This is a genomic window from Dactylosporangium thailandense, from assembly GCF_059739745.1.
On record NZ_AP029195.1, the window covers coordinates 10,067,387 to 10,087,895 of the forward strand.

Below are 20,509 nucleotides of genomic sequence, written 5' to 3' on the forward strand. Positions count from 1 at the left end.
CGGTCCCCTGCGTTTCTCGGGCCCGGTGCGCCGACGCATCGGGCCCGGCTGGTTTTGCGGTGAGCGCGGCGCGCGGGGCTGGTCTCGCAGGACGGCTGCGCACCGCAGGGCCGCACCACAGGCGTGCGCCGGTGCTCGTATTCCCGCGCCGCGGCCGGGCTGGCGACGTCGCGGTCGGTGCTGTTCGGGGCCGAGGCGGACGGCGCCGAAGGTGAACCAAAGGGCGACGACAAAGGCAACGACGGCGCCGCGCCCGAGCCAAAGTCCAAGCCGACCGAATGCCCCCAACCCAGCCTGACGACCGTCGAGCAACCCCGCGCGCGTGCGGGATCGGGCGGCCGGGGCCAGGAGCGAGCGGGCCGTGCGGCTGGGAGTCGTGGCGACAGAGCAGCTACAGGAGCAATGAAGCCTCGGCCGTGCGCTTCCTTATTCCTCGATGCTACCCAGGCCGACCAAATCCGACCGCCCCCCAATCACCATGTGTGGAGGGGCCGAACACAAGGCGTGGGATCAGATCAGGAGGCGCGTCAGAGACTCGGCCACGCACACCGGCTTCTCGTGGCCCTCGCGCTCGATTGTCACCCGGTTCTTCAGCTGGATCCAGCCCTCGCCCTTGTCGTCGGCCACCAGCAGTTCAAGGCCCGCCCGAACCCGCGAACCAGTCGGCAGCGGAGCGGGGAAGCGCACCAGGTCCAGGCCGTAGTTGATGCCCATGCGGACGTTGTCCACGCGGTAGATCTCCGCCACCAGCGCCGGCAGCAGCGACAGCGTCAGGAAGCCGTGCGCGATCGTCGTGCCGAAGGGGCCGGCCGCCGCGCGCTCCGCGTCCACGTGAATCCACTGGTGGTCGCCCGTCGCCTCGGCGAAGAGGTTGACCCGCTCCTGCGTGATCTCCTGCCATTCGCTGTACCCCAGGTGCTCGCCCACCGAGGCCAGGAGTTCGCCCGCGCTCGCAAAGATCCGCATGCCCTCGATCCTGAAACGGTGGGAGCCGCCGTGCAAGGGCTTGTGAGAAAGAAGCGGCCGGCCCCCGGGAAGGGAGCCGGCCGCCTTACTCAATCGGCGATCAGGTGCCGATGCGGTTGAGCTTGGCACTCACCGCGATGGTGCTCTTCACGACCGTCGTGCCCGGCACGGCCGGGGTGCTGACGGACGTGGTGACCTCGCCGTTGCCGGGGATGAGGCCGAATACCGTCACGGTGTACGAGGTCGACGCGCCCGGCACCGGTGCGGTGCTCACGATGCGCAGGTCCTCGGTCGGCAGGGTGTTGTAGAGGCCCTGGCCGCCCGTGCCGGTGACGTTCTCCGCCCCGACGGCCAAGTTCTGGCCGTTGGGCAGCGTGGTGACCGTCGCCGGGTCGTAGGCGAACACGATGTCCTGCACGCCGTTGACGCCGATCCAGACCTGGAACCGCCGCGCCGTCGCCGTGCCGTAGTCGTTCACCCGCCACTCGACCACGAGCCACGTGTCAACGCCGTCGGTCAGGGTCGCCACGAAGAGGCCCGGAGCGCCGGTGCCGTTCATGTCGGTCCAGAACGGGGCGAGCACGTTGTTCGGCTTGGACGGGTCCGGGATCGGCTTCGGATCGAAGACGCTGTTCTCGTTGCTGGCATCGCTGCCCGGGTACAGGTACCCGTTGCTCGAGATGGTCACCGCGTTGTACGTGACGCCGTTGAAGACGTAGTCGGGCACGTTGAACGTCGTCAGGTTCTCGTCGCCGATCGGTGTCGGGGTGATCCCGAACAGGTCGAGCGGGAGGTACCCGGCGATGGTGCCCGGGGTCAGCGACGGCGTTCCGGGAACCGCCCCGGCCAGGGCCGCACCCTTCTTCTCCGCCTTGAACGGGTTGACCACCTTGGCGCCGTTGGCCCCCGCGATCGGGACGTTCAGCGACGACGTGGTGGTGAAGTCCGCCGTGGTGTCGTTGAAGGTGTTGTTGGTGGCCGTGACCGTGCACTTGCTGGTCTGCAGCAGGCCGATCGCGGGGGGCGTGCAGGTCTGGGTGACCGTCACGTCGCCCTGCTTGGGCACGAACGCGACCGGCAGGTGCAGCGTCGGCACCCCGCCGGTGACCGGCACGAGCCGGACCTCGCCGAAGTACTGAGCCGTCGGCGCGCTGGACTTGATGGTGATGCTGACCTGCTGGCTCTTGCCCGGCGCGACCGAGAACAGAGCCGGCGTCGCCGTGATCGTGGAGCCCTTCGGCGACGTCGTCTCAACGCGGTACACGAGCGTCTTGTTCGTGACGTTCTTCGCCGTGCGAACGGCGGTGAGCTTGCCGGGCATGACCGGCGCGTTCACCGACGGCAGGTTGATCTGCACCGCGTTGACCGGGTCGTTGCCGAGGGCGAACATCCGGTCGGCCGTCTCGTCGAACGTCAGACCGGGGTTCGCGGCCAGGTTGACCTGGACGCGGCCCGAGCCGAGGTCGAACGGGTCGGCGGGGGTGACCCCGTCCTCCTTGACCACCTTCGTCGTCGCCGTGGTCATCAGCGACGACTTGATCTGACCCGGGGAGAAGTCCGGGTGCAGCGCCTTCTCCAGGATCGCGGAGCCGGCGATGTGCGGGGAGGACATGGAGGTGCCGGCGATGGCCTGGAAGTACTGACCGGCCGGGCCGCCGGCGACGTCGTCCGGGGTCGGCGTGTTGCCGGCCAGGATCTGCGTGCCGGGGGCGGTGATGTCGGGCTTGATGAAGTTGCCGCCCGGGCCGCGCGACGAGAAGCTCGCCATCACGTCACCGGTGCCGGTGCCCTTCTCGCCCTGGGTGAAGCTGGCCTTGACGTTCGGGTGGGCGCTGACGTACGCCAGGAACGCCGCCCCGTCCGCCAGGTGCACCGTCGGCAACCAGTGGTTGTCGCTCAGCGCGTCGGCCTTCGGGTTGTTGAACAGGATCATGCCGGCCGCGCCGCCCTGCTTGACGGTGAAGCCCTTCAGCACGCGGTTCGGCCCGCGCTGGCACGCCACGATCTTGCCGGCGAACAGCCCGGCGGGCGGCGTGTTGGTGCAGAGCGCGTTGTTGTACGGGGCTGCCGAGGCCATCACGACCGGCAGCGGGCCGGTGATGCCCCCCGTGATCGACACGCCCTTCATCGTCGCCGACGTGCCGTCCGAGGACGTCAGGGTCAGCGTCGAATCGAACGAGCGCTTCTGGGTCGAGGCCGCCACGGTGGTCACCCACGGCGACAGGTGGTCGGACGTGCTCGGCCCGGGGCCGCTGTTGCCGGCCGAGGCCGCGACGAAGACGCCGGCCTTGTAGGCGTCGAAGAACGCCAGCTCCACGACGTCGGTGTACGGCGTCGAGCCGCCCGAGATCGAGTAGTTGATGACCTTCACGCCGTCCTTGATCGCCGCGGCGACCGCGGCGGCCGAGTCGGTCGGGTAGCAGCCGGTGGCGCCGCAGATCTTGTACACCGAGACCCACGCGCCGGGCGCGATGCCGTTGATCGGCCCGCGCTCGATGTCGAAGATCTTCGCCGAGGCGACCGGGTCACCGGCGGCCGTCGACGCGGTGTGCGTGCCGTGGCCGTCGGAGTCGCGGGCGGTGTACCCGTACACCTCCGGCTCCTGCAGCGCGTTGTAGGTGTCCAGGAAGCCCTGGCCCCCGATGACCTTGTTGTTGCAGACGAACGGGTCGTTCGCCGGGGTCAGCGGGTTGTCGCCGAAGTTGCAGGCGCGGGCGGTGCCGTCGGCCTTGGCCGGTGGTGCGCCGAGGTTGCCGTTGTCGGCGAAGGACGGGTGCTCCGGCCAGATGCCGCTGTCCAGCGAGCCGAAGATGACGCCCTTGCCGGCGTTCGGAGCACCGCCGAGCTGCGGGTAGACCTGGTCCGCGCCGATGAAGCTCGGCGAGGAGTCGGTCTGCGGCTGCTGGGCCTTGTCGGCCTGGACGGCGACCACGTTGTCGATGGTCAGGATGGTGTTGACCTTGTTGGCCGGCACCGTGAGCGCGATGCCGCCGTAGACCGTGCGGAGCCGCTGTCCGACCTTGGCGTCGGGGACCTGCTTCTTGAGGTCCGCGATGAACTTGTCCTCGATTCCGGCGATTCGGTTTTCGTACCGCTTTTCGTCGGCGTTTCCGGACAGCGCCTTGCCGGTTACGGAAGGACTCGTCGCGGCATACCCGGCAATGTCGCCGGAATAGGTCGCGGTGGAGTCGTAGTCGAGCTTCACCGCGATGGACACCTTGGCGGTGTCGTCGCGGTTGAGCAGGGACGGGTCGGTTTTGGCCATGCGGCTCGTGGGTGCCTTGGCCATCTCGGTCTGCGTGACCGGCTTGAGGCTTTCGACGGCCTTCAAGCTGCCTGCGGGGATTGGTGCCGCTTCGCTCGGACTGGCCGAGACAAGCACGAGCAGAGGCGGTAGGAGTGCGCTCGCCACTGCGGCGTGCACCCATCTCCGTCGGCCCATCGTGCCCCCTCTCACGGGTGGAGGTGATGCCTCAACATGCCAGCTTTCCCACGCATGGAAAAGGGGCAATCACGCGGTGGCATCAGATCGTGAAAGGTGGATAGGGCAATGACGAGGGTAAGTCCGAATTACTCCTGCCCGGGGGTATTTGCATTTATTGGCGTTGTTCGTCCGGCGTCGGCGGCCGGGGCACGACGAAGGCCGCCGGCTCCCGGGCTGGGAGTCGGCGGCGCGATGTGAGAAGAGGTGTGGGTCCGGGCGCTTATTCGTCCATGCCCGCGAGACCGCGCGGGCTCTCCGGCTCGCGGGCGTGCTCGGGGCCGCCGGCCAGCTGTTCGGCGAGCGTGACGCTGCAGTGCTCGGTGGCGAAGTCGCCGAGATCGTCCTCGTCGAAGCCCGGGAAGGGCTCGGTGACGGCGACCGCTCGTTCGGGCTCGGTCATGGATTCAGTGATACCCCCGCCCGGGTGGGTATCACCCGGCCTATGACCAAACCTGTGACCGGTGTGCTCTTTGATGTGGACGGCACCCTCGTCGACAGCGTGTACCTGCACGTCGTGGCCTGGTGGCAGGCGCTGCGGCAGCACGATCACGACGTGCCCATGGCGCGCATCCACCGCGCGATCGGGATGGGCTCCGACAAGATCCTCGACGAGCTGCTCGGGGACGGCCACGACTCGTCGGACGACGACGCGATCCGGGCCGCGCACTCCGCGCTCTACGCGCCGCTGTGGCCCGCGCTGCGGCCGTTGCCGGGGGCGCGGCGGCTGCTGGACTCCTGCGCGGATCGGGGTCTCAAGGTGGTACTGGCGACGTCCGCCTCTCATCCCGAGCTGGACGCGCTGCTGCACTGCCTCGACGCCGACGGGTCCCTGACCGCGGTGACGAGCGCCGACGACGCCGAGCAGAGCAAGCCGGCGCCGGACATCGTGCAGGTGGCGCTGGAGCGCTCGGGCCTGTCGGCGGACGAGACGGTGTTCGTGGGCGACTCGGTCTGGGACGTGCGCGCGTCCGGGCAGCTCTCGATCCCGTGCATCGGCCTGACGAGCGGCGGGCTGTGCGCGGCGGAGCTGCTCGACCACGGCGCGGCGGGCGTCTACGAGGACCCGCAGGATCTGCTGGACCATCTCGACGAGGCCCTTACGACGGCATTTCGCGTGGCGTTAGCGTAAAAAGCGACATAACCGGCGTCAGGGTATAAATCCGATAAGTCGTGGTGCGCAGCGCCCGACTTATCGCACAACCTCCAAGTGCCGCGCCGCCTCGGGCAGCGGCTCGCCCACGACGGTGCGCAGGGCCGACCAGAGCGCGGGGACCGCGGACGAGGGGCCGCCGCGAGCCGAGTACAGCTCCGTGAGCCAGTCGTCGGCCTCGCGAAGGAGACGGGAGTCGTCGGTCAGCAGCGCGGCCGACAGCGAGTGCAGCGCGTGGTCCAGCGCGTCATCGGCCAGGGGGGTGGCGGCGTCCTCGCCGATGACCGCGGCCCACCGCCGCCGGGCCGAGTCGCGGAACTCCGCGAAGCGCAGCACCAGCTCCGCGTGCTCGTCCATCCCCGCGCGGCGGCCGACCGGCGGGCCCGCGGGCGGCGGGGCGATCGACTCCAGCGCGCGCACCGCCGCGCGGGCGTCGGGCGCCCAGGCCGTCGCGCCCAGGGCCCTGGCGCGGGTGTCGTCGCGGCCGAAGGCGCCGCCGCCGACGAGGACCGGCAGCCCCGTCTCGCGGGAGGCGTCGATCATGCGGCGGGCGGCGGGCAGGGCGGCCGCGACCGAGCAGGAGATCGCGACCGCGTCGGCGTCGACGTCGTCGAGGAAGCGGGCGAACTGGGCCGGCGGGGTCGAGGCGCCGAGGAACGTGGTACGCCAGCCGGCCTCCTGCAGCGCGAAGCCGACGAGCCGGGCCGGCAGGCCGTGCCACTCGCGCTCGGCGCAGGCCAGCACCACGTGGCCGCGGGCCGGGTCGGGCTGGGGGATGCGGGCACCCAGGGCGACGGCGACGGACTCGCTGATGGCGGTGGCCGCGTGCTCGTGGGCGACGGTCCACTCGCCGGCGGCCCAGCGCCGGCCGACCTGTTCCTGGGCCGGGGCGACGACGTCGAGCAGCACGTCGACCGGGCTCCGGCCCGCCTCGACCAGCTCGGTGCACAGGCGAAGGGCCGCGGGGGCGTCACGGTCGGCGAGGCACTGGAAGTACCGCCGCATCATGAGGCGCGCAGGGCGAGCACGGCGAGATCGTCGCGCTGGGCGGCCCCGGCCCCCTCGACGACGGCGATCTCCACCGCCTCGACCAGGGCCTCGACGCCCGCATCGGCGTAGCTTGCGAGCAGGGCGATCAGGCGCCGGGTGCCCTCCCGGACGCTGCGCTCGCCGGCCTCGGTCACGCCGTCGGTGTAGAGGACGAGGGTCTCGCCGGGCGCGAGGCCGACGGTCACCGGCTCGTAGCGCACGTCCTCGACGAGGCCGGCCGCCAGGCCGCGCACGGCGACGGGGATGACGGTGCCGTCGGGGCGGACGAGCAGCGGCGGCGGGTGGCCGGCCGAGCCGAGCTCGACGCGCAGGCCGGCGCCGCCGGGGGCGGGGGTGACGCGGCCGTAGACGGCGGTGACGTACCGCCCGGAGGTGGTGCCGGTGAGCATCGCGTTGAGCGCCCCGAGCACGGCCGCGGGCGAGCGGTCGACCGCGGAGGCGCCCCGCACCGTGTGGCGGGCCTGGCCGGTGACGACCGCGGCCTCCACGCCCTTGCCGGAGACGTCGCCGAGGGTGAACGACCACGACTCGCCGCCGCCCCAGACGTCGTAGAAGTCGCCGCCGATCTCGACGTCGCCGGCCGCGGGGCGGTAGCGGGCGGCGAGGTCGACGCCGCGCAGCTTCGGCAGCTCCGGCGGGCGGAGGCTGCTCTGCAGGACGGTGGCGACGTGGGAGCGCTCGGTGTACCGCCGGGCGGCGTCGACCGCGAGGGCGATGCGCACGGCCAGCTCCTCGGCGAGCTCGACGTCCGCGGCGTCGAAGCCGGCCCCGGCGCGCCGGGCGAGGGTCAGGGTGCCGAAGGCGGTGCCGCGGGCGGTGAGCGGGACGCCGAGCACGTCGGCCGGGCGCAGTGCGGACACCTGGGCCCGCATGCCCTCGTCGGGCACCAGCGCGCTCAGCCCGTCGGCGGCGGCGGAGTCGTCGGTCGTCGTGGTCAGCGCCACGTGCAGCAGCTCGGGCCGGCCGGTGAGCAGCAGCCGGGTCTGGGCGGCCGGCGGGGCGGGGCGGCGGGCCGTGGTGGGGACGCCGCCGTCGAGCAGGGAGGTGAACGTCGCCTCGCCCCGGCCGACGATCATGAGCTGGGCCCAGTCGGCGAACTCGGGCACGCAGGCGGCCAGCGATCGCCGGATCGTGTGGGCCAGGTTCAGCGAGCCGGACACCTGCCTTCCGGCCTCGACCAGGTACGCAGCACGCATACGCCCGAGTCTTGCGCGATGAGCCGATCGAGGGCAACCAGGCCTGAGCGTTTGAACTCCACCGATTGGGTACCCCACACTGTTGACCAGTGACGCAGAAAGGGACTACCAGGTGGTTGACGACGAGGCGATCTGGGAGCTGGCGACCCATCGGCGCAATGGCCATGCCCACCTGGTGCTGACCGGGGAGCTGGACCTGGACACGGCCCCGAGCCTGCTCACGGCGGTCGTGGCCGAGCTGGACACCGGCGCGCGGGAGGTCGTGGTCGACCTCACACATCTGTCGTTCATCGACTCGAGCGGCCTCGGCACGCTGGTCGGGTGCTGGCGGCGCGCCAAGGACGTGGGCGCGAAGCTCGTCGTGGCCCACCCCAACGAGGACGTGCGCGTGACGCTGGAGATCACCGGGCTGGACCAGATCCTGCCGATCACCAGCGAGTCGGTGCCGAACTAGGAGATTTCCGCCCACACGGTCTTGCCGCCCTGGTGCGGCCGGACGCCCCACGTGCGCGCGAGGGTGTTGACGATCTGCATGCCCCGGCCGGAGGTGCTGGTCAGGTTGTCGATGTCGGCGATGCGAGGCACCTGGTCGCTGCTGTCGCCGACCTCGATGACGAGGCAGTCGCCCCGGCGCAGCAGCCGCAGGACGGCCGGCGGGAGACCGTGGCGCAGGGCATTGGCGACGAGCTCGTGGCCGACCATGACCGCGCCGCGGGTCAGATGGGGCAGTCCCCAGGCCTCGAGCGCCTGGGTGATCACGCGGCGCGCCGTGCGGGCCTGACCCGCGGGCACGTCCATCTGGATCGAATCCCCCTCCACGGTATTCATGGTGCCCTGTGCCGGTCGCAAAAAACAGTCAGGTTTGGGCAACCACTCGGCGGGGCACCCGGGAAGCCATCAATTCCGCCGCAGACGTTGAAGCCGGGGGCCTCCGATGACGCTCGTATTTCCTGAGACCCGTACCCAGGACATCCGCACGGCCCTGCTCGGCCGGCGGGAGGAACTGGAGTCGGAGTACACCACGACGGTGGCCGAGATGACGCTCGCGGGCGTCGTGGACGCCGGCGACGACGTGGCCGACCTCGGCACCAAGGCGTTCAACCGTGAGCAGGAGTTCGCGCTGGCCGTGTCGATCCGCAACCGGATGGACCAGGTCGAGCGGGCGCTGGAGCGCCTCGACACCGGGCACTACGGCACGTGCGAGACCTGCGCCGGGGAGATCCCGGTCGCCCGGCTGGCGGCGTTCCCGTCAGTCACCCTCTGCGTCGCGTGCAAGAGCCGCAGCGAGTCCCGCTACTAAGGCGAGGGCACGCTCGGCCGCGCTCTGCAGGTGCGGCAGGTACTCCGGCGCGCGCCCGGAGCCGGCAAGGTCCTCGGCGAGGAAGGTCGTGTAGTTCAGGACCGCGCCGAGGGCGTTGGACAGGTCGTGGGTGGCCGTGGCGACGGTGACGCGCAGCGCATCATCGCTCATCCGGTCCCCCGCGTCCCGTCGGCTGGCTAAAGTGAGTCCCGTTCGCGAACGTAACGGGGCGTAGTCACATGGTAACTCTGATCACAACCGTCCTGCTGGCGGCCGTGTTCCTGCGGGCGCTGGCGGCGTACATCCGGCATCGGGATCCGCTCCAGCGCGACACCGCCCTGCTGTTCCTGCCGACCCTGGCCGTGGGCATCAACGCGGTGATCCGCGAGCAGTCCGGCCGCCCCGTGCCCGTCGCCGCCAGCGCGTTCGCGACCGCGTTGTTACTGCTGCAGCCGTACCTCACCGTGCGCCTCGCGTCACGTCTCGGCCGGGTCCCGCGGTGGCTGGACGGCGCGCTGCTCGTGCTCCTGCTGGGCAGCATCGCCGCGGTGACGGCCGCGCCCCGGCCGCTCAGCCTGCCCTATCTCACCCTGGTCACCGCCACCTTCACGGTCACCGAGGCGATCGCGGGCACGGTCCTGCTGCGGGTGAGCGCCCGTCGCTCCGGCGCCGGACGGGCCCGGCTCCGCCTCGCCGCCGGGGCCACCTACCTCTACCCGGTGATGATGCTCATGCTGTTCACCGCGTCCGCCCGCTACCCGGGCCAGCAGGTCTGGTGGCAGCCGGCCGGGCGGGTGGTCGGGCTCGTGGGCGCGATGCTGTTCCTGCTCGCCTTCCTCCCGCCCGCGTTCCTGCGCCGGATGATGTCGGCGTCGGTGTGGTACGAGGCCACCGGGGACCTGCAGCGGCTGCCGGCCGATGTGAGCACCGGCCAGGTGTGGCGGCGCTTCGTGCACGTCGTGCACGACACCACCGGTACCGATGCCGTCCTGCTCCTGGACAGGAATCTCGAGCGCATCGCCGCCGTGTGCCGCTCCGGCACCCACCTGCCGCACAAGCGCGTCGACTTCGACGTGGACGCGATCGCCGCCGCCCGCCAGCCGGTCCGCCTGCCGCAGGACCACCCGCTCGCCCGGGCCACCGGCACCCGCCTGGCCACCGCGCTCGCGATGCCCGGGGTGGGCACGGTGCTGCTGCTGGACCGGTACCGGTCCCTGTTCAGCGCCGACGACCTGCGCCTCACCGGGGTGCTCGGGGCCCAGGCGAGGGTGCTCGCCGAGCGCGGCGCCATGCTGGCCGAGCAGCGCGAACTCGCCGCCGCCCTGGCCGAGTCCGTCGCCGCCCTCACCCGCGCCAGCCAGGCCAAGAGCGACTTCCTGGCCGGCATGAGCCACGAGCTGCGCACGCCCCTCAACGCGATCATCGGCTTCAGCGACCTCATGCGGGCCGAGCAGCCCGACGGCGACCGGCGCAGTGTCCCGGCCGAGTGGGTCGACCACGTGCACGGCAGCGGCCGGCACCTGCTGGGCCTGATCAACGACATCCTGGACCTGGCCAAGGTCGAGTCCGGCCGCCTGGAGCTCAGCCTCGAGCCGATCTCGCTCGACGCCGCGGTGGGCGAGGTCATCACCGCCCTGCGGCCGCTCACGGACCGCAAGGGGCTGCAGGTGTACCTCGACGTGCCGCCGACCGCCGCGGTGTGCGCGGACCCGCTGCGGCTGCGGCAGATCCTCGACAACCTGCTCTCCAACGCGATCAAGTTCACGCCCGAGGGCGGGCTCATCGCGGTCACGGTCTCCCCGGAGATCGAGTCGGTGGCGATCACCGTCGCCGACAGCGGCATCGGCATCGCGGCCGAGGACCAGGAGCGGGTCTTCGAGGAGTTTCAGCAGCTCGGCTCGGCCGCCCAGCGCAAGGCCGGCACCGGGCTCGGGCTCGCGCTCACCCGCCGGCTGGTCGAGGCGCACGGCGGGGCCATCTCGCTCGAGTCGGCGCCCGGAGAGGGGAGCCGGTTCACGGTACGGCTGCCCGCCGCCCAGGCCCCGCACGACGAGCCCGGCGCGAGCCCCGCACCGGCGCCCGGCCGCGGCCGGGTGCTCGTCATCGACGACGACGCGCGGGCGGCCGAGCTGCTCGAGGCCTACCTGGCCGGCGCCGGCTACGAGGTGCGCACCGCCTCCAGCGGCGAGGCCGGGCTGGCCGAGGCCGGCGTCTGGCGGCCGGACGCGATCCTGCTCGACGTGATCATGCCCGGGCTCGACGGCTGGGACGTGATCCGCCGGCTCAAGCGCGACGAGCACCTGGCCGCGATCCCGGTCTTCTTCGCCACGATCGTCGACGACCGGCGCGCGGGGCTGGCCCTGGGCGCGGCCGACTTCTTCGTCAAGCCGGTGGACCACGACGCGCTGCTGGCCCAGCTCGCCCGGCACGTGGCGCCCGCGCTGCGCCCGGGGCCGGGTCAGGAGCCGGCATCGGTACTGGTCGTGGACCGCGACGACACGACCCGGGCGGTCGTCGAGCAGCGCCTGACCGAGGCGGGCATCGCCGTGGTCACCTGCGACGACGGCGCGGAGGGGCTGCGGCTGTCCCGCGACCGGCGCTTCGACCTGATCATCTGCGACCTGCAGATGCCGGGCGTCGACGGGTTCGCGCTGCTCGCGGGCCTCGACCAGGAGCCGTCGACGCAGGGCATCCCGGTGCTCGCGCTCACCGAGCCGGACCTGTCCGACGCGGACCGGCTCCGCCTGACCGGGAAGGTCATCGGCACCGTGCCGCGCGGCTCGGCCGCCGACGGGGTGCGCGAGTGGGTCGGCCTGGCCGCGGTGGCCAACTCCCTGACCGATGCCCGCCAGGAAGGGGCCGTGCGATGAGCCGGGTGCTGCTCGTGGAGGACGAGGAGCTCAACCGCGTGCTCGTGCGGGCCATTCTGGCGCGGGCCGGGGCCGCCGCCGTACGAGATGCGGATCTGCTGGAAGCCGGCTCGATCGCCGACGCGCGCGCCGCGCTCGCCGCGCACGACGTCGACCTGGTGCTGCTGGACGTCAACCTGCCCGACGGCAACGGGCTGGAGCTCGCCGCCGAGCTGCAGGCGGCACCCGAGCGGCCGACGGTGATCGCGCTGACCGCGAGCGTCCTGCCGCACGAGCGGGCCGCGGCGATGCACGCCGGGTGCGACGCATTCCTGGACAAACCGTATGCGGCCGCCGATCTCGTGACGTTGCTCGCAAACCATCTGCGTTGACGACCATGGTTTGATCCTCACCCCCGGTTGGGTAGGAGCCTCGACGCTCCACTCGTACCGGCAAAGGGAGGAACGGGTGCAGACAGTCGCCGATGGGCTGCGCCTGCAGATGGACGCGTTCGACTACGTCCTGCTGGCGCTCTACTTCATCACCGTCCTGGGCGTGGGTCTCGCCGCCCGCCGCTCGATCCGCAACAGCGTGGACTTCTTCCTGTCCGGCCGTTCGCTGCCGGCCTGGGTGACGGGCCTCGCGTTCGTCTCCGCCAACCTGGGCGCCCTGGAGATCCTGGGCATGGCCGCCAACGGGGCGAAGTACGGCCTGATGACGGTCCACTACTACTGGATCGGCGCCGTCCCCGCGATGGTGTTCCTGGGCATCGTGATGATGCCGTTCTACTACGGCTCGAAGGTGCGCAGCGTCCCCGAGTACATGCGCCGGCGCTTCAACCGGCCCGCGCACCTGCTCAACGCGCTGTCCTTCGCGCTCGCCCAGGTGCTGATCGCGGGCGTCAACCTCTACGCGCTCGCCCTGATCATGCAGGCGCTGCTCGGCTGGCCGCTGTGGATCGCGATCGTCGTCGGGGCGGCGATCGTCCTCGTGTACATCACGCTGGGCGGCCTCTCCAGCGCCATCTACAACGAGGTGCTGCAGTTCTTCGTGATCATCGCGGGCCTGCTGCCCATCGCGATCGTCGGCCTGGTGAAGCTCGGCGGCATCGGCGGGCTCTTCGACGCCGTGCGCAACAGCACCAAGCTCGGCGACGCGGGCCTGCACACCTGGTCCAACACCGCGGGCTCCGACAACCCGCTCGGCGCGCCGTGGTGGGGCATCGTCTTCGGCCTGGGCTTCGTGCTCTCCTTCGGCTACTGGACGACGAACTTCGCCGAGGTCCAGCGCGGTCTGTCGGCCCGCAACATGAGCGCGGCGCGGCGCACGCCGATCATCGCCGCGTACCCCAAGCTGCTGATCCCGTTCGTCACGGTGATCCCTGGCCTCGTCGCGCTGGTGACGGTGAAGGGGCTCGGGGCGGAGACCGGTGACCTGCAGTACAACAACGCCGTCCCGCTGCTCATGCGCGACTTCCTGCCCAACGGCGTGCTCGGCATCGCCGTGACCGGGCTCCTCGCGTCGTTCATGGCGGGCATGGCGGCCAACGTGTCCGGGTTCAACACGGTGTTCACCTACGACATCTGGCAGGAGTACATCGCCAAGGACAAGCCGGACGGCTACTACCTGCGCATCGGGCGGCTCATCACCGTCGCCGGCGTCGTGGTCGGCATCGGCACCGCGTTCATCGCCTCCGGCTACAGCAACATCATGGACTACATCCAGGCGCTGTTCTCGCTGTTCAACGCCCCGCTGTTCGCCGCGTTCATCATCGGCATGTTCTGGAAGCGCATGTCCGCCTGGGCCGGATTCTGGGGGCTGCTGCTGGGCACGGTCGCCGCGTTCATCACCTACGCCGGCTACAAGTGGTTCGGCTGGTTCACGTTCGGCTCCGACCTCGACGAGTCGTTCTGGGGCGCGGGCATCGCGTTCGTGGTGGTGGCGATCGTGGCCATCATCGTCACGCCGCTGACCCGCCCGAAGGAGGACTCGGAGCTCGACGGGCTCGTCTACGGCGTGGGCTCGCACGACCTGCGGGCCGACGCGATCGCCGGGGACACCGCGTGGTACCGCTCGCCGGTGCTGCTCGGCACGGGGGCCCTCGTGCTGGCCTTCGCTTTCTACCTGCCGTTCCTGTAGGCCAAGGGGGTTGTGATGAGTGACGACGAGCAGAAGGTCGACACCGCCCGGGCGGCTCGGCTGTTCGACGTGCGGCGGGTCATCGGGGGCCTGTTCACGGTGTACGGCGTGATCGTGACGGTCCTCGGCATCTTCGACTCGCAGGCCGAGATCGACAAGGCCGCGGGCGTGCGCATCAACCTGTGGATCGGGCTCGGGATGCTCACGCTCGGGCTGCTGTTCCTGCTGTGGCAGTGGCTGCGACCGGCCGAGCCGCCGGAGGCCTCGGACATCCCTCCGGCGGACACTCCTGCGGCGAGCAAGGTCGGGGAGTAGCTACATTTTCGCGCCGCGGCGCCGCAGACTGCTCGGCATGGAAATTCTGCTGGCTGATGTGGCGCCGCAGCCGTCTGTCTCGGGTTCGTCGGCGCTGGTCGTGATCGGCCTGGCCTGCGTGGTGTTCATCGCCGCGCTGGTCGTGCTGCTCGTGTGGTTGCTCAGGCGACGGTCAGGCCGATGAGCAGCGAGCCGGCGTTGGCCCCGAGCGCGATGGCGACGAGCAGCGGTCTGTCCCTGTTGACGGCGATCGCGAGGATCAGTGCCTCCACCGCCGTCGCCACGGCCTCGGCCGGCCAGAGCGCGCCCGGATGGCGGGTGAGGAACAGCCACAGGGCCGGATGGGTCACCAGGTTGACCACCACGCCGAGCACGAGGGCCTTCGTCGCGGTCGCGAGCCTCAGGGCGGTCAGGGCCGCCGCGTACAGCGGCACCTCGACCGCCAGCGTCAGCAGCAGCGCCCGGAGCACCCGATGAAGATAAGCCTGCTCTTCGTCGCCGCCGCGGCCGCCGCGCTCGGGCTGGCCCTGGGCGCGCCGCTGGCGGTCACGGTCGGCGGGCTGATCGCGTTCGGGGCGCTGCACAACGTGCTCGAGCTGCGGTACGTCGCCGGGCGGTTCTCGTTCCTGCTGACCGGGCGCTTCCTGGCGGTGCTGCTCGGGCTGATCACCGCGATCGTGCTGTGCCGCCTGGCCGCGCTCGTCGTCGGCGACCCGGCCCGGTACGCGGAGATCCTCGTCGGCTACGCCGTGCTCGCGGCCGCCTGTGTGCACGCGCTGCGCGGTGCCCGGCTCGTCCTCGGGCTCCTGGTGCTGCTCGTCGCGGCCCTGGTGTCGCTGGCCTTCAGCCAGTACCACTTCGTCGTCCTGGCTCATCTGCACAACGTCGTCCCGCTGTTCTTCCTGTGGGAGTGGGCCGGGCGGCTGCGGCGGCCGGGGCCGTTCCGCTGGACGCAGGTCGCGTGGGTGCTGGTGCTGCCCGCGCTCGTGCTGGCCGGCGCGTTCGACTTCGCGCTGCGCGGGCTGGTGTCGTCGCCGGTCGTGGCGTCGATCGCCCCGCCGGGGTCGTCGGCCCTGGTCGGCACCCGCTTCCTGGTCGTGTTCGCCTTCCTGCAGACCATGCACTATTTCGTGTGGGTCTTCTTCCTGCCGCGGTACGCCCCGGAGGCCCCGCGCTTCCTGCTGGGCCGCCGCGCCTGGCTGCTCGGCCTCGGCCTCGCCGCGCTGCTCGCGATCCCGTTCGCGATCGACTACGCCACCGGCCGCGCGCTCTACGGCGCCTTCGCGTCCTACCACGCCTACCTCGAGTTCCCGGTGCTGCTCGCGGCCGTCGCAGGCGGTTCACAGCCGGTTTTCAGGAAAACCGCATCGGGCCGTCAGGTAGCGGCGGCAGTCTGAGACGTGACAAGGGAACTTCAGGAAAATTCTGACGCAATCTGGAGCGAATCATGACGCGGCTGCTTGTGGTCGACGACGAGCCGGACATCGTCGAACTGCTCTCCGCGAGCCTCAAGTACCACGGCTACGACGTCGCCAGCGCCACCAGCGGCCGCCAGGCGATGGAGGAGGCGCGGCGCTTCCGGCCCGACATGATCCTGCTCGACGTCATGATGCCCGAGCTCGACGGCTTCGAGGTGCTGCGCAAGCTCCGCGGCGAGGGCACCCGCGTGCCGGTGCTGTTCCTGACGGCCCGCGACGCCACCGAGGACAAGATCAAGGGCCTCACCCTGGGCGGCGACGACTACGTCACCAAGCCGTTCAGCCTCTCCGAGATCCTGGCCCGCATCCAGGCCGTCCTGCGCCGGGTCGCCGACCCCGCGGGCGGCGCGTCGGCGCAGACGTCGCGGTTGAACTTCGCCGACATCGAGCTCGACGAGGACACCCACGAGGTGTTCAAGGCGGGCCAGGAGGTCCAGCTCTCGCCGACCGAGTTCAAGCTGCTGCGGTACTTCATGACGAACCCCGGCCGCGTCCTGTCCAAGGCCCAGATTCTCGACCACGTGTGGCAGTACGACTTCGGCGGCGACGCGGGCGTCGTGGAGTCCTACGTCTCCTACCTGCGCAAGAAGATCGACACCACCGAGCCCCGCCTCCTGCAGACCCTGCGCGGCGTCGGCTACTCACTGCGGTTGCCACGCACATGAAATCCTGGCCGCTGCGCGTCAAGCTCGTCGTTCTCATGCTCGTCCTGCTCGCGGCGGCCCTGGCCACAACCGGCATCGCCGGCGTCATCAGCACCCGCGACTACCTGATCAACCGGGTCGACGACCAGCTGCTGCAGAGCTACAACGACGCGTCCCGCGGCTGCGACACCGGCTCGAACGGCCCCAATCCGGGCCGCGGCTACGGCGCACCGGTCCTGCGCAGCGGCTACTTCGTCGCGTGCGGCCGGGGTAACGGCACGTTCGAGGACCAGGTCTTCACCCGCAGCTCCGCCGACCAGGCCAAGCCCGTGACCCCGGAAACGTGGGACGGCATCGACGGCCTGTCGATGCTCGGGCCCGACGTCATCGGCACCTACTCCACCGCCGAGTCACGCGACGGCACCGGCCACTCCTGGCGCGTGCTCGTGGCGGCACACGTCAAGCCCGGAAGCCGCACGAATGACGGCCCGCCGGTGCTGATCGCCATCAGCTTCGACGAGATCGACAACACGGTCAACCGCCTGGTCGTCATGAGCGCCACCATCGGCGGCTTCGTCCTGCTGATTCTGGCCGTGGTCGCCTACATCCTGGTCCGCTCCACCCTCCGCCCCCTCGTCGAGGTCGAGGAGACCGCCGAGGCCATCGCCGCCGGCGACCTGAGCCGCCGAGTCCCGGAGGCCGACCCCCGCACCGAGGTCGGAGGCCTGGCCCGGGCCCTCAACACCATGCTGGGCCAGATCGAGACCGCCTTCGAGGAGCGCCGAGCCTCGGAGGAAGCGGCCTTGGCCTCGGAGCAGGCGGCCCTGGCTTCCGAGCAGTCCGCGCTGGCCTCGGAGGGCCGAATGCGCCGCTTCGTGGCCGACGCCTCGCACGAGCTCCGCACCCCGCTGACCTCGATCCGCGGCTTCGCCGAGCTGTACCGCCAGTCCGGCCACCACGACGACAACATCGGCCGAATCGAGCACCACGCGACGCGCATGGGACTCCTGGTGGACGACCTCCTGCTCCTGGCCCGTATGGACCAGCAGCGCCCCTTGGAGAAGAAGCCGGTGGACCTCCTGTCCCTGGCAACCGACGCCATGATCGACGCCCGAGTAACGGCCGGCGACCACCACCGCCTACGCCTGCGCACCCCGAACAGCGACGACGCCGACGCTGACACCGAGGCCCCAATCGTCCTCGGCGACGAGGCCCGCCTCCGCCAGGTCCTGCAGAACCTCCTGTCGAACGCGCTGAACCACACCCCCGCCGGCACCGAGGTCACCGTCTACGTGGGCACCGAGGCGGACCAGGCCATCCTGGAGGTCTCGGACAACGGCCCCGGCATGACGTCGGAGGACGCGGCAAGAGTCTTCGAACGCTTCTACCGCACCGACCCGAGCCGAACCCGAGCCCTGGGCGGTTCAGGCCTGGGCCTGTCGATCGTGGCCGCCCTGGTAGCCGCCCACAACGGCGAGGTAACCCTGAAGACAGCCCCCCAAGAGGGCGCCACCTTCCGAGTGCGAATCCCCTTGCTGAACCCAGCCCGCTAACTCTCCCCGCACGGCCGGCTTTGCTGCTCTCCTTTACGCCCCGCTCCTCGCTCCTCCCTGGATCTGCTTTCTCCGTCTCCCCGCGTCCAGCCCAACTCCACCCCTTCCGGTGGCGGCCCGGGCCACGCCGTTCGCCGAGGCCGACACCACCCGTAGTCAGATGCCCACCGAAACCAACCCCGTCTCATACGCGACGATCACCAACTGCGCCCGATCCCGCACCTCGAGCTTGGCAAGAACCCTCCCGACATGCGTCTTGACCGTGGCGAGGCTCAACCCGAGATGCGCGGCGATTTCGGTGTTGGACAATCCACGCCCGACGAGCATGAGCACCTCCCGCTCCCGGTCCGTAATCCCCTCAAGCCGCCGAGGAATCGGCCGCTCCGGCTGCGGCCACCGAGCAAACTCCGAGATGAGCCGCCGAGTAACCGACGGCGACAACAACGCCTCCCCACCGGCCACAACCCGAATCCCATTGAGCAACTCCGCGGGCGGCGTGTCCTTGACGAGAAACCCACTGGCCCCCGCCCGCAACGCCCCGTACACGTACTCATCGAGATCAAAGGTCGTCAACATCAAAACCCGCACGGAGCCGAGCTCGGGATCCCCGCAGATCGTCCGGGTCGCCTCGATCCCGTTCATCCCCGGCATCCGCACATCCATGAGCACCACATCCGGCCGCTGCTCACCCGCGAGCCGAACCGCCTCGTCCCCGGTGCCGGCCTCCCCAACCGTGCCGCAGTCCCCACTGAGGTCGATGAGCGCCCGAAAACTCCCCCGCAACAAAGCCTGATCGTCCGCGATCAACACCCGAATCACGAGCCACCCCCGTGCCCGACACCCACCGCGGACGGGCGCCCCCACAACCGCCCACCCCAGCCCCCGACCGCGGTGTGATCCACTCCCCCTTGCCGATTCGCGTTGCCTTGCTGGTGGGCGCCCGTTCGCTGGTCCGCTTCCGTTCGCTGGTCCGCGTCCGTTCGCTGGTCCGCGTCCGTCCGGTGGCTGGCGTTCGTTTGGTGGTTTGCGTTCGTCTGCTGGTTTGCGTTCGTTCGCTGGCTCACGCCCGGCCGTCGGTTCACGCTGCTCCTCCGGCCGGTAGCAGCGCCCGCACCGAGTAGCCGCCCTCGGCCCGCGGTCCGGCGGCGAACGTCCCCCCCGTGCAACGTCACCCGCTCGCGCATCCCCGTCAATCCGTGCCCGACGGCATCGGGGCGAGACGGGCGCTTCCCGTCATCGTTCACCTCGATGCGCACCTCCTCCGCGTTCACCACCACGCTCACGTGGCACTGGGCCGGCGCCGCGTGCTTGACCACGTTGGTGATCGCCTCCTGCACGATCCGGTACACCGCCAGCTCCACCGCCTCCGGCATCTCTCCGACCGCGGGTCCCTCCGGTCGCTCGACGTCGAGCCGGACCTGAACCCCGCCCACGGACGCCAGCTCGACGAGGGCCGGCAGGTCACCCAGGCCGCGGGTGGGCGCATAGGGGGTGTCCTCCCGCAGGATGTCGAGCACCCGGCGCACCTCGAGCATCGCCGCTCGGCCGGTCGACTCGATGACCTGGAGCGCGTCGCGGGCCTCGGCCGGGTTGGCCTCCGCGACGTGGTTGCCGATCGACGCCTTCACCACGATCAACGTCATCGTGTGGGCGATGACGTCGTGCAGCTCGCGGGCCACTCGGAGCCGTTCCTCGACGGTGGCCTGCCGCACCATGTGCTGGTTGCGCTCGATGGTCTGGGCGCGCCGCTCACCGATCGCGAAGCCGAGTGTCTGGGCCGGCGCGATGACGAGGAAGCCGAAGAGCGCGGCGAAGAACGTCGACGGGGAGTCGCTGGAGGGCGGCTCGTCAGAGAGGAGTATCGAGCCGACCATGCTCGCGCTCACCAGTGCGCCGCACGTGATGATGACGAACATGCCCTTCCAGTTTCGCGCGTAGGCGCCGAAGGTGTAGAAGACCAGAGACAGCGCGCAGGCGGGTCCGAATGACGCGAAGACGGGGATGATCTGAGTGGCCAGGCTGATCACCGCCGCGGCCGTGGCGGTGAAGGCCATCGCGTAGGTCCAGCGCCGCCGGAGTGCGACGCTCAGACCGAACACCACCGCGACGAGTGCTGACACCCAGGCCGGCTCCCGCAGTCCCTGCTTGGGCACCTCGAGCGCGGCGGCCCAGCAGATCACCGCGACGACGATCGCCGCGACTGCGTCGAGTGCGTAGAGACCCTTCGGAGTCAGCCTCCGGGTCAGCACCGGTGGGAGTTCCATGGGCTCGACGGTAGCGGTCGGGGCGGATTTGCGCGTCGGCCCGCGAGCCGTCATACCCAGGTATGAGAAGCGGGCATTTTCCGCCTCGGCGTACCACAGCGGTCGGAACGAAAAGTGTCCA

At 70.8% G+C, this 20,509-nt stretch carries 21 protein-coding genes; 11 read left to right on the forward strand and 10 right to left on the reverse strand.

Going from position 1 to position 20,509, the window contains the following annotated elements; all coding sequences use genetic code 11:
• Window positions 1-510 precede the first annotated feature (510 nt).
• From AC6JBM_RS44830 to AC6JBM_RS44840, 3 genes are all read right to left on the reverse strand, one after another.
• The gene (locus tag AC6JBM_RS44830; RefSeq protein WP_350613798.1) at window positions 511-966 is read right to left on the reverse strand and encodes a MaoC family dehydratase; all 456 of its coding nucleotides are present in this window, start codon (window positions 964-966) and stop codon (window positions 511-513) included.
• A gap of 100 nt (window positions 967-1,066) precedes the next feature.
• The gene (locus AC6JBM_RS44835) at window positions 1,067-4,297 is read right to left on the reverse strand and encodes a S8 family serine peptidase (protein WP_497979773.1); all 3,231 of its coding nucleotides are present in this window, start codon (window positions 4,295-4,297) and stop codon (window positions 1,067-1,069) included.
• 373 nt (window positions 4,298-4,670) lie between these two features.
• Complete coding sequence (locus tag AC6JBM_RS44840) at window positions 4,671-4,850, reverse strand: hypothetical protein (protein WP_497979774.1); 180 nt, start codon at window positions 4,848-4,850, stop codon at window positions 4,671-4,673.
• 42 nt (window positions 4,851-4,892) lie between these two features.
• On the opposite strand from AC6JBM_RS44840, the gene AC6JBM_RS44845 reads away from it, so the two are divergent.
• On the forward strand, window positions 4,893-5,579 hold the full coding sequence (locus AC6JBM_RS44845; protein ID WP_497979775.1) for an HAD family hydrolase: 687 nt from the start codon (window positions 4,893-4,895) through the stop codon (window positions 5,577-5,579).
• A 60-nt stretch (window positions 5,580-5,639) separates the two neighbouring features.
• On the opposite strand, the gene AC6JBM_RS44850 is transcribed toward AC6JBM_RS44845, so the two are convergent.
• Together AC6JBM_RS44850 and AC6JBM_RS44855 are read right to left on the reverse strand one after the other, a co-directional pair.
• A complete protein-coding gene (locus AC6JBM_RS44850) occupies window positions 5,640-6,608 on the reverse strand; it encodes a cobalamin B12-binding domain-containing protein (protein WP_497979776.1) in 969 nt (322 codons plus the stop codon).
• Window positions 6,605-7,846 carry a PP2C family protein-serine/threonine phosphatase gene (locus AC6JBM_RS44855; RefSeq protein WP_497979777.1) on the reverse strand — a complete coding sequence of 414 codons (1,242 nt, stop codon included), beginning with the start codon at window positions 7,844-7,846 and terminating at the stop codon, window positions 6,605-6,607. The genes AC6JBM_RS44850 and AC6JBM_RS44855 overlap by 4 nt, the downstream gene beginning before the upstream one ends.
• Before the next feature lie 112 nt (window positions 7,847-7,958).
• Between AC6JBM_RS44855 and AC6JBM_RS44860 the strand changes: the two genes are divergently transcribed.
• A complete protein-coding gene (locus tag AC6JBM_RS44860) occupies window positions 7,959-8,300 on the forward strand; it encodes an STAS domain-containing protein (RefSeq protein ID WP_497979778.1) in 342 nt (113 codons plus the stop codon).
• On the opposite strand, the gene AC6JBM_RS44865 is transcribed toward AC6JBM_RS44860, so the two are convergent.
• Window positions 8,297-8,665 carry an ATP-binding protein gene (locus AC6JBM_RS44865; RefSeq protein WP_497979779.1) on the reverse strand — a complete coding sequence of 123 codons (369 nt, stop codon included), beginning with the start codon at window positions 8,663-8,665 and terminating at the stop codon, window positions 8,297-8,299. The two genes, AC6JBM_RS44860 and AC6JBM_RS44865, sit on opposite strands and share 4 nt — an antisense overlap.
• Before the next feature lie 115 nt (window positions 8,666-8,780).
• Between AC6JBM_RS44865 and AC6JBM_RS44870 the strand changes: the two genes are divergently transcribed.
• A complete protein-coding gene (locus tag AC6JBM_RS44870; RefSeq protein WP_350613788.1) occupies window positions 8,781-9,146 on the forward strand; it encodes a TraR/DksA family transcriptional regulator in 366 nt (121 codons plus the stop codon).
• On the opposite strand, the gene AC6JBM_RS44875 is transcribed toward AC6JBM_RS44870, so the two are convergent.
• Entirely contained in the window at window positions 9,096-9,317 is a 222-nt protein-coding gene (locus tag AC6JBM_RS44875) for a hypothetical protein (protein ID WP_433081549.1), read from the reverse strand. The two genes, AC6JBM_RS44870 and AC6JBM_RS44875, sit on opposite strands and share 51 nt — an antisense overlap.
• Window positions 9,318-9,385: 68 nt before the next feature.
• On the opposite strand from AC6JBM_RS44875, the gene AC6JBM_RS44880 reads away from it, so the two are divergent.
• The 5 genes from AC6JBM_RS44880 to AC6JBM_RS44900 all read left to right on the forward strand — a co-directional run bounded on the left by AC6JBM_RS44880 (window position 9,386) and on the right by AC6JBM_RS44900 (window position 14,633).
• Entirely contained in the window at window positions 9,386-12,016 is a 2,631-nt protein-coding gene (locus AC6JBM_RS44880) for an ATP-binding response regulator (RefSeq protein WP_497979780.1), read from the forward strand.
• Complete coding sequence (locus AC6JBM_RS44885; protein ID WP_497979781.1) at window positions 12,013-12,387, forward strand: response regulator; 375 nt, start codon at window positions 12,013-12,015, stop codon at window positions 12,385-12,387. The genes AC6JBM_RS44880 and AC6JBM_RS44885 overlap by 4 nt, the downstream gene beginning before the upstream one ends.
• A gap of 109 nt (window positions 12,388-12,496) precedes the next feature.
• Window positions 12,497-14,134 (forward strand): sodium:solute symporter family protein, encoded by a 1,638-nt coding sequence (locus AC6JBM_RS44890; protein WP_497986687.1) that lies wholly within the window; start codon window positions 12,497-12,499, stop codon window positions 14,132-14,134.
• A gap of 15 nt (window positions 14,135-14,149) precedes the next feature.
• Entirely contained in the window at window positions 14,150-14,449 is a 300-nt protein-coding gene (locus AC6JBM_RS44895) for a hypothetical protein (RefSeq protein ID WP_497979782.1), read from the forward strand.
• 37 nt (window positions 14,450-14,486) lie between these two features.
• A complete protein-coding gene (locus AC6JBM_RS44900; protein WP_497979783.1) occupies window positions 14,487-14,633 on the forward strand; it encodes a hypothetical protein in 147 nt (48 codons plus the stop codon).
• On the opposite strand, the gene AC6JBM_RS44905 is transcribed toward AC6JBM_RS44900, so the two are convergent.
• Window positions 14,611-14,919: a hypothetical protein gene (locus AC6JBM_RS44905; RefSeq protein WP_497979784.1), complete on the reverse strand. Its 309-nt coding sequence runs from the start codon at window positions 14,917-14,919 to the stop codon at window positions 14,611-14,613. The genes AC6JBM_RS44900 and AC6JBM_RS44905 overlap by 23 nt on opposite strands.
• 3 nt (window positions 14,920-14,922) lie before the next feature.
• On the opposite strand from AC6JBM_RS44905, the gene AC6JBM_RS44910 reads away from it, so the two are divergent.
• Genes AC6JBM_RS44910 through AC6JBM_RS44920 form a run of 3 tightly spaced genes read left to right on the forward strand, consistent with a single transcriptional unit; the run spans window position 14,923 to window position 18,124 of the window.
• A complete protein-coding gene (locus AC6JBM_RS44910) occupies window positions 14,923-15,846 on the forward strand; it encodes a hypothetical protein (protein ID WP_350613781.1) in 924 nt (307 codons plus the stop codon).
• A 50-nt stretch (window positions 15,847-15,896) separates the two neighbouring features.
• Window positions 15,897-16,592, forward strand: coding sequence for a response regulator transcription factor (locus AC6JBM_RS44915; RefSeq protein ID WP_350613780.1), 696 nt, complete (start codon window positions 15,897-15,899; stop codon window positions 16,590-16,592).
• Window positions 16,589-18,124: a sensor histidine kinase gene (locus tag AC6JBM_RS44920; protein WP_497979785.1), complete on the forward strand. Its 1,536-nt coding sequence runs from the start codon at window positions 16,589-16,591 to the stop codon at window positions 18,122-18,124. Before AC6JBM_RS44915 ends, AC6JBM_RS44920 begins: the two co-directional genes overlap by 4 nt.
• 156 nt (window positions 18,125-18,280) lie before the next feature.
• On the opposite strand, the gene AC6JBM_RS44925 is transcribed toward AC6JBM_RS44920, so the two are convergent.
• Both AC6JBM_RS44925 and AC6JBM_RS44930 read right to left on the reverse strand, forming a co-directional pair.
• Complete coding sequence (locus AC6JBM_RS44925; RefSeq protein ID WP_497979786.1) at window positions 18,281-18,943, reverse strand: response regulator; 663 nt, start codon at window positions 18,941-18,943, stop codon at window positions 18,281-18,283.
• Complete coding sequence (locus AC6JBM_RS44930; protein WP_497979787.1) at window positions 18,940-20,388, reverse strand: sensor histidine kinase; 1,449 nt, start codon at window positions 20,386-20,388, stop codon at window positions 18,940-18,942. The genes AC6JBM_RS44925 and AC6JBM_RS44930 overlap by 4 nt, the downstream gene beginning before the upstream one ends.
• Window positions 20,389-20,509 lie beyond the last annotated feature (121 nt).

Coding starts and splice junctions, on each gene's coding strand:
- AC6JBM_RS44930 (WP_497979787.1), bottom strand. CDS start 20,388: ATGGAACTCCCACCGGTGCTGACCCGGAGGCTGACTCCGAAGGGTCTC.
- AC6JBM_RS44845 (WP_497979775.1), top strand. CDS start 4,893: ATGACCAAACCTGTGACCGGTGTGCTCTTTGATGTGGACGGCACCCTC.
- AC6JBM_RS44915 (WP_350613780.1), top strand. CDS start 15,897: ATGACGCGGCTGCTTGTGGTCGACGACGAGCCGGACATCGTCGAACTG.
- AC6JBM_RS44895 (WP_497979782.1), top strand. CDS start 14,150: ATGAGTGACGACGAGCAGAAGGTCGACACCGCCCGGGCGGCTCGGCTG.
- AC6JBM_RS44850 (WP_497979776.1), bottom strand. CDS start 6,608: ATGATGCGGCGGTACTTCCAGTGCCTCGCCGACCGTGACGCCCCCGCG.
- AC6JBM_RS44885 (WP_497979781.1), top strand. CDS start 12,013: ATGAGCCGGGTGCTGCTCGTGGAGGACGAGGAGCTCAACCGCGTGCTC.
- AC6JBM_RS44880 (WP_497979780.1), top strand. CDS start 9,386: ATGGTAACTCTGATCACAACCGTCCTGCTGGCGGCCGTGTTCCTGCGG.
- AC6JBM_RS44875 (WP_433081549.1), bottom strand. CDS start 9,317: ATGAGCGATGATGCGCTGCGCGTCACCGTCGCCACGGCCACCCACGAC.
- AC6JBM_RS44855 (WP_497979777.1), bottom strand. CDS start 7,846: ATGCGTGCTGCGTACCTGGTCGAGGCCGGAAGGCAGGTGTCCGGCTCG.
- AC6JBM_RS44890 (WP_497986687.1), top strand. CDS start 12,497: ATGGACGCGTTCGACTACGTCCTGCTGGCGCTCTACTTCATCACCGTC.
- AC6JBM_RS44840 (WP_497979774.1), bottom strand. CDS start 4,850: ATGACCGAGCCCGAACGAGCGGTCGCCGTCACCGAGCCCTTCCCGGGC.
- AC6JBM_RS44900 (WP_497979783.1), top strand. CDS start 14,487: ATGGAAATTCTGCTGGCTGATGTGGCGCCGCAGCCGTCTGTCTCGGGT.
- AC6JBM_RS44910 (WP_350613781.1), top strand. CDS start 14,923: ATGAAGATAAGCCTGCTCTTCGTCGCCGCCGCGGCCGCCGCGCTCGGG.
- AC6JBM_RS44870 (WP_350613788.1), top strand. CDS start 8,781: ATGACGCTCGTATTTCCTGAGACCCGTACCCAGGACATCCGCACGGCC.
- AC6JBM_RS44830 (WP_350613798.1), bottom strand. CDS start 966: ATGCGGATCTTTGCGAGCGCGGGCGAACTCCTGGCCTCGGTGGGCGAG.
- AC6JBM_RS44920 (WP_497979785.1), top strand. CDS start 16,589: ATGAAATCCTGGCCGCTGCGCGTCAAGCTCGTCGTTCTCATGCTCGTC.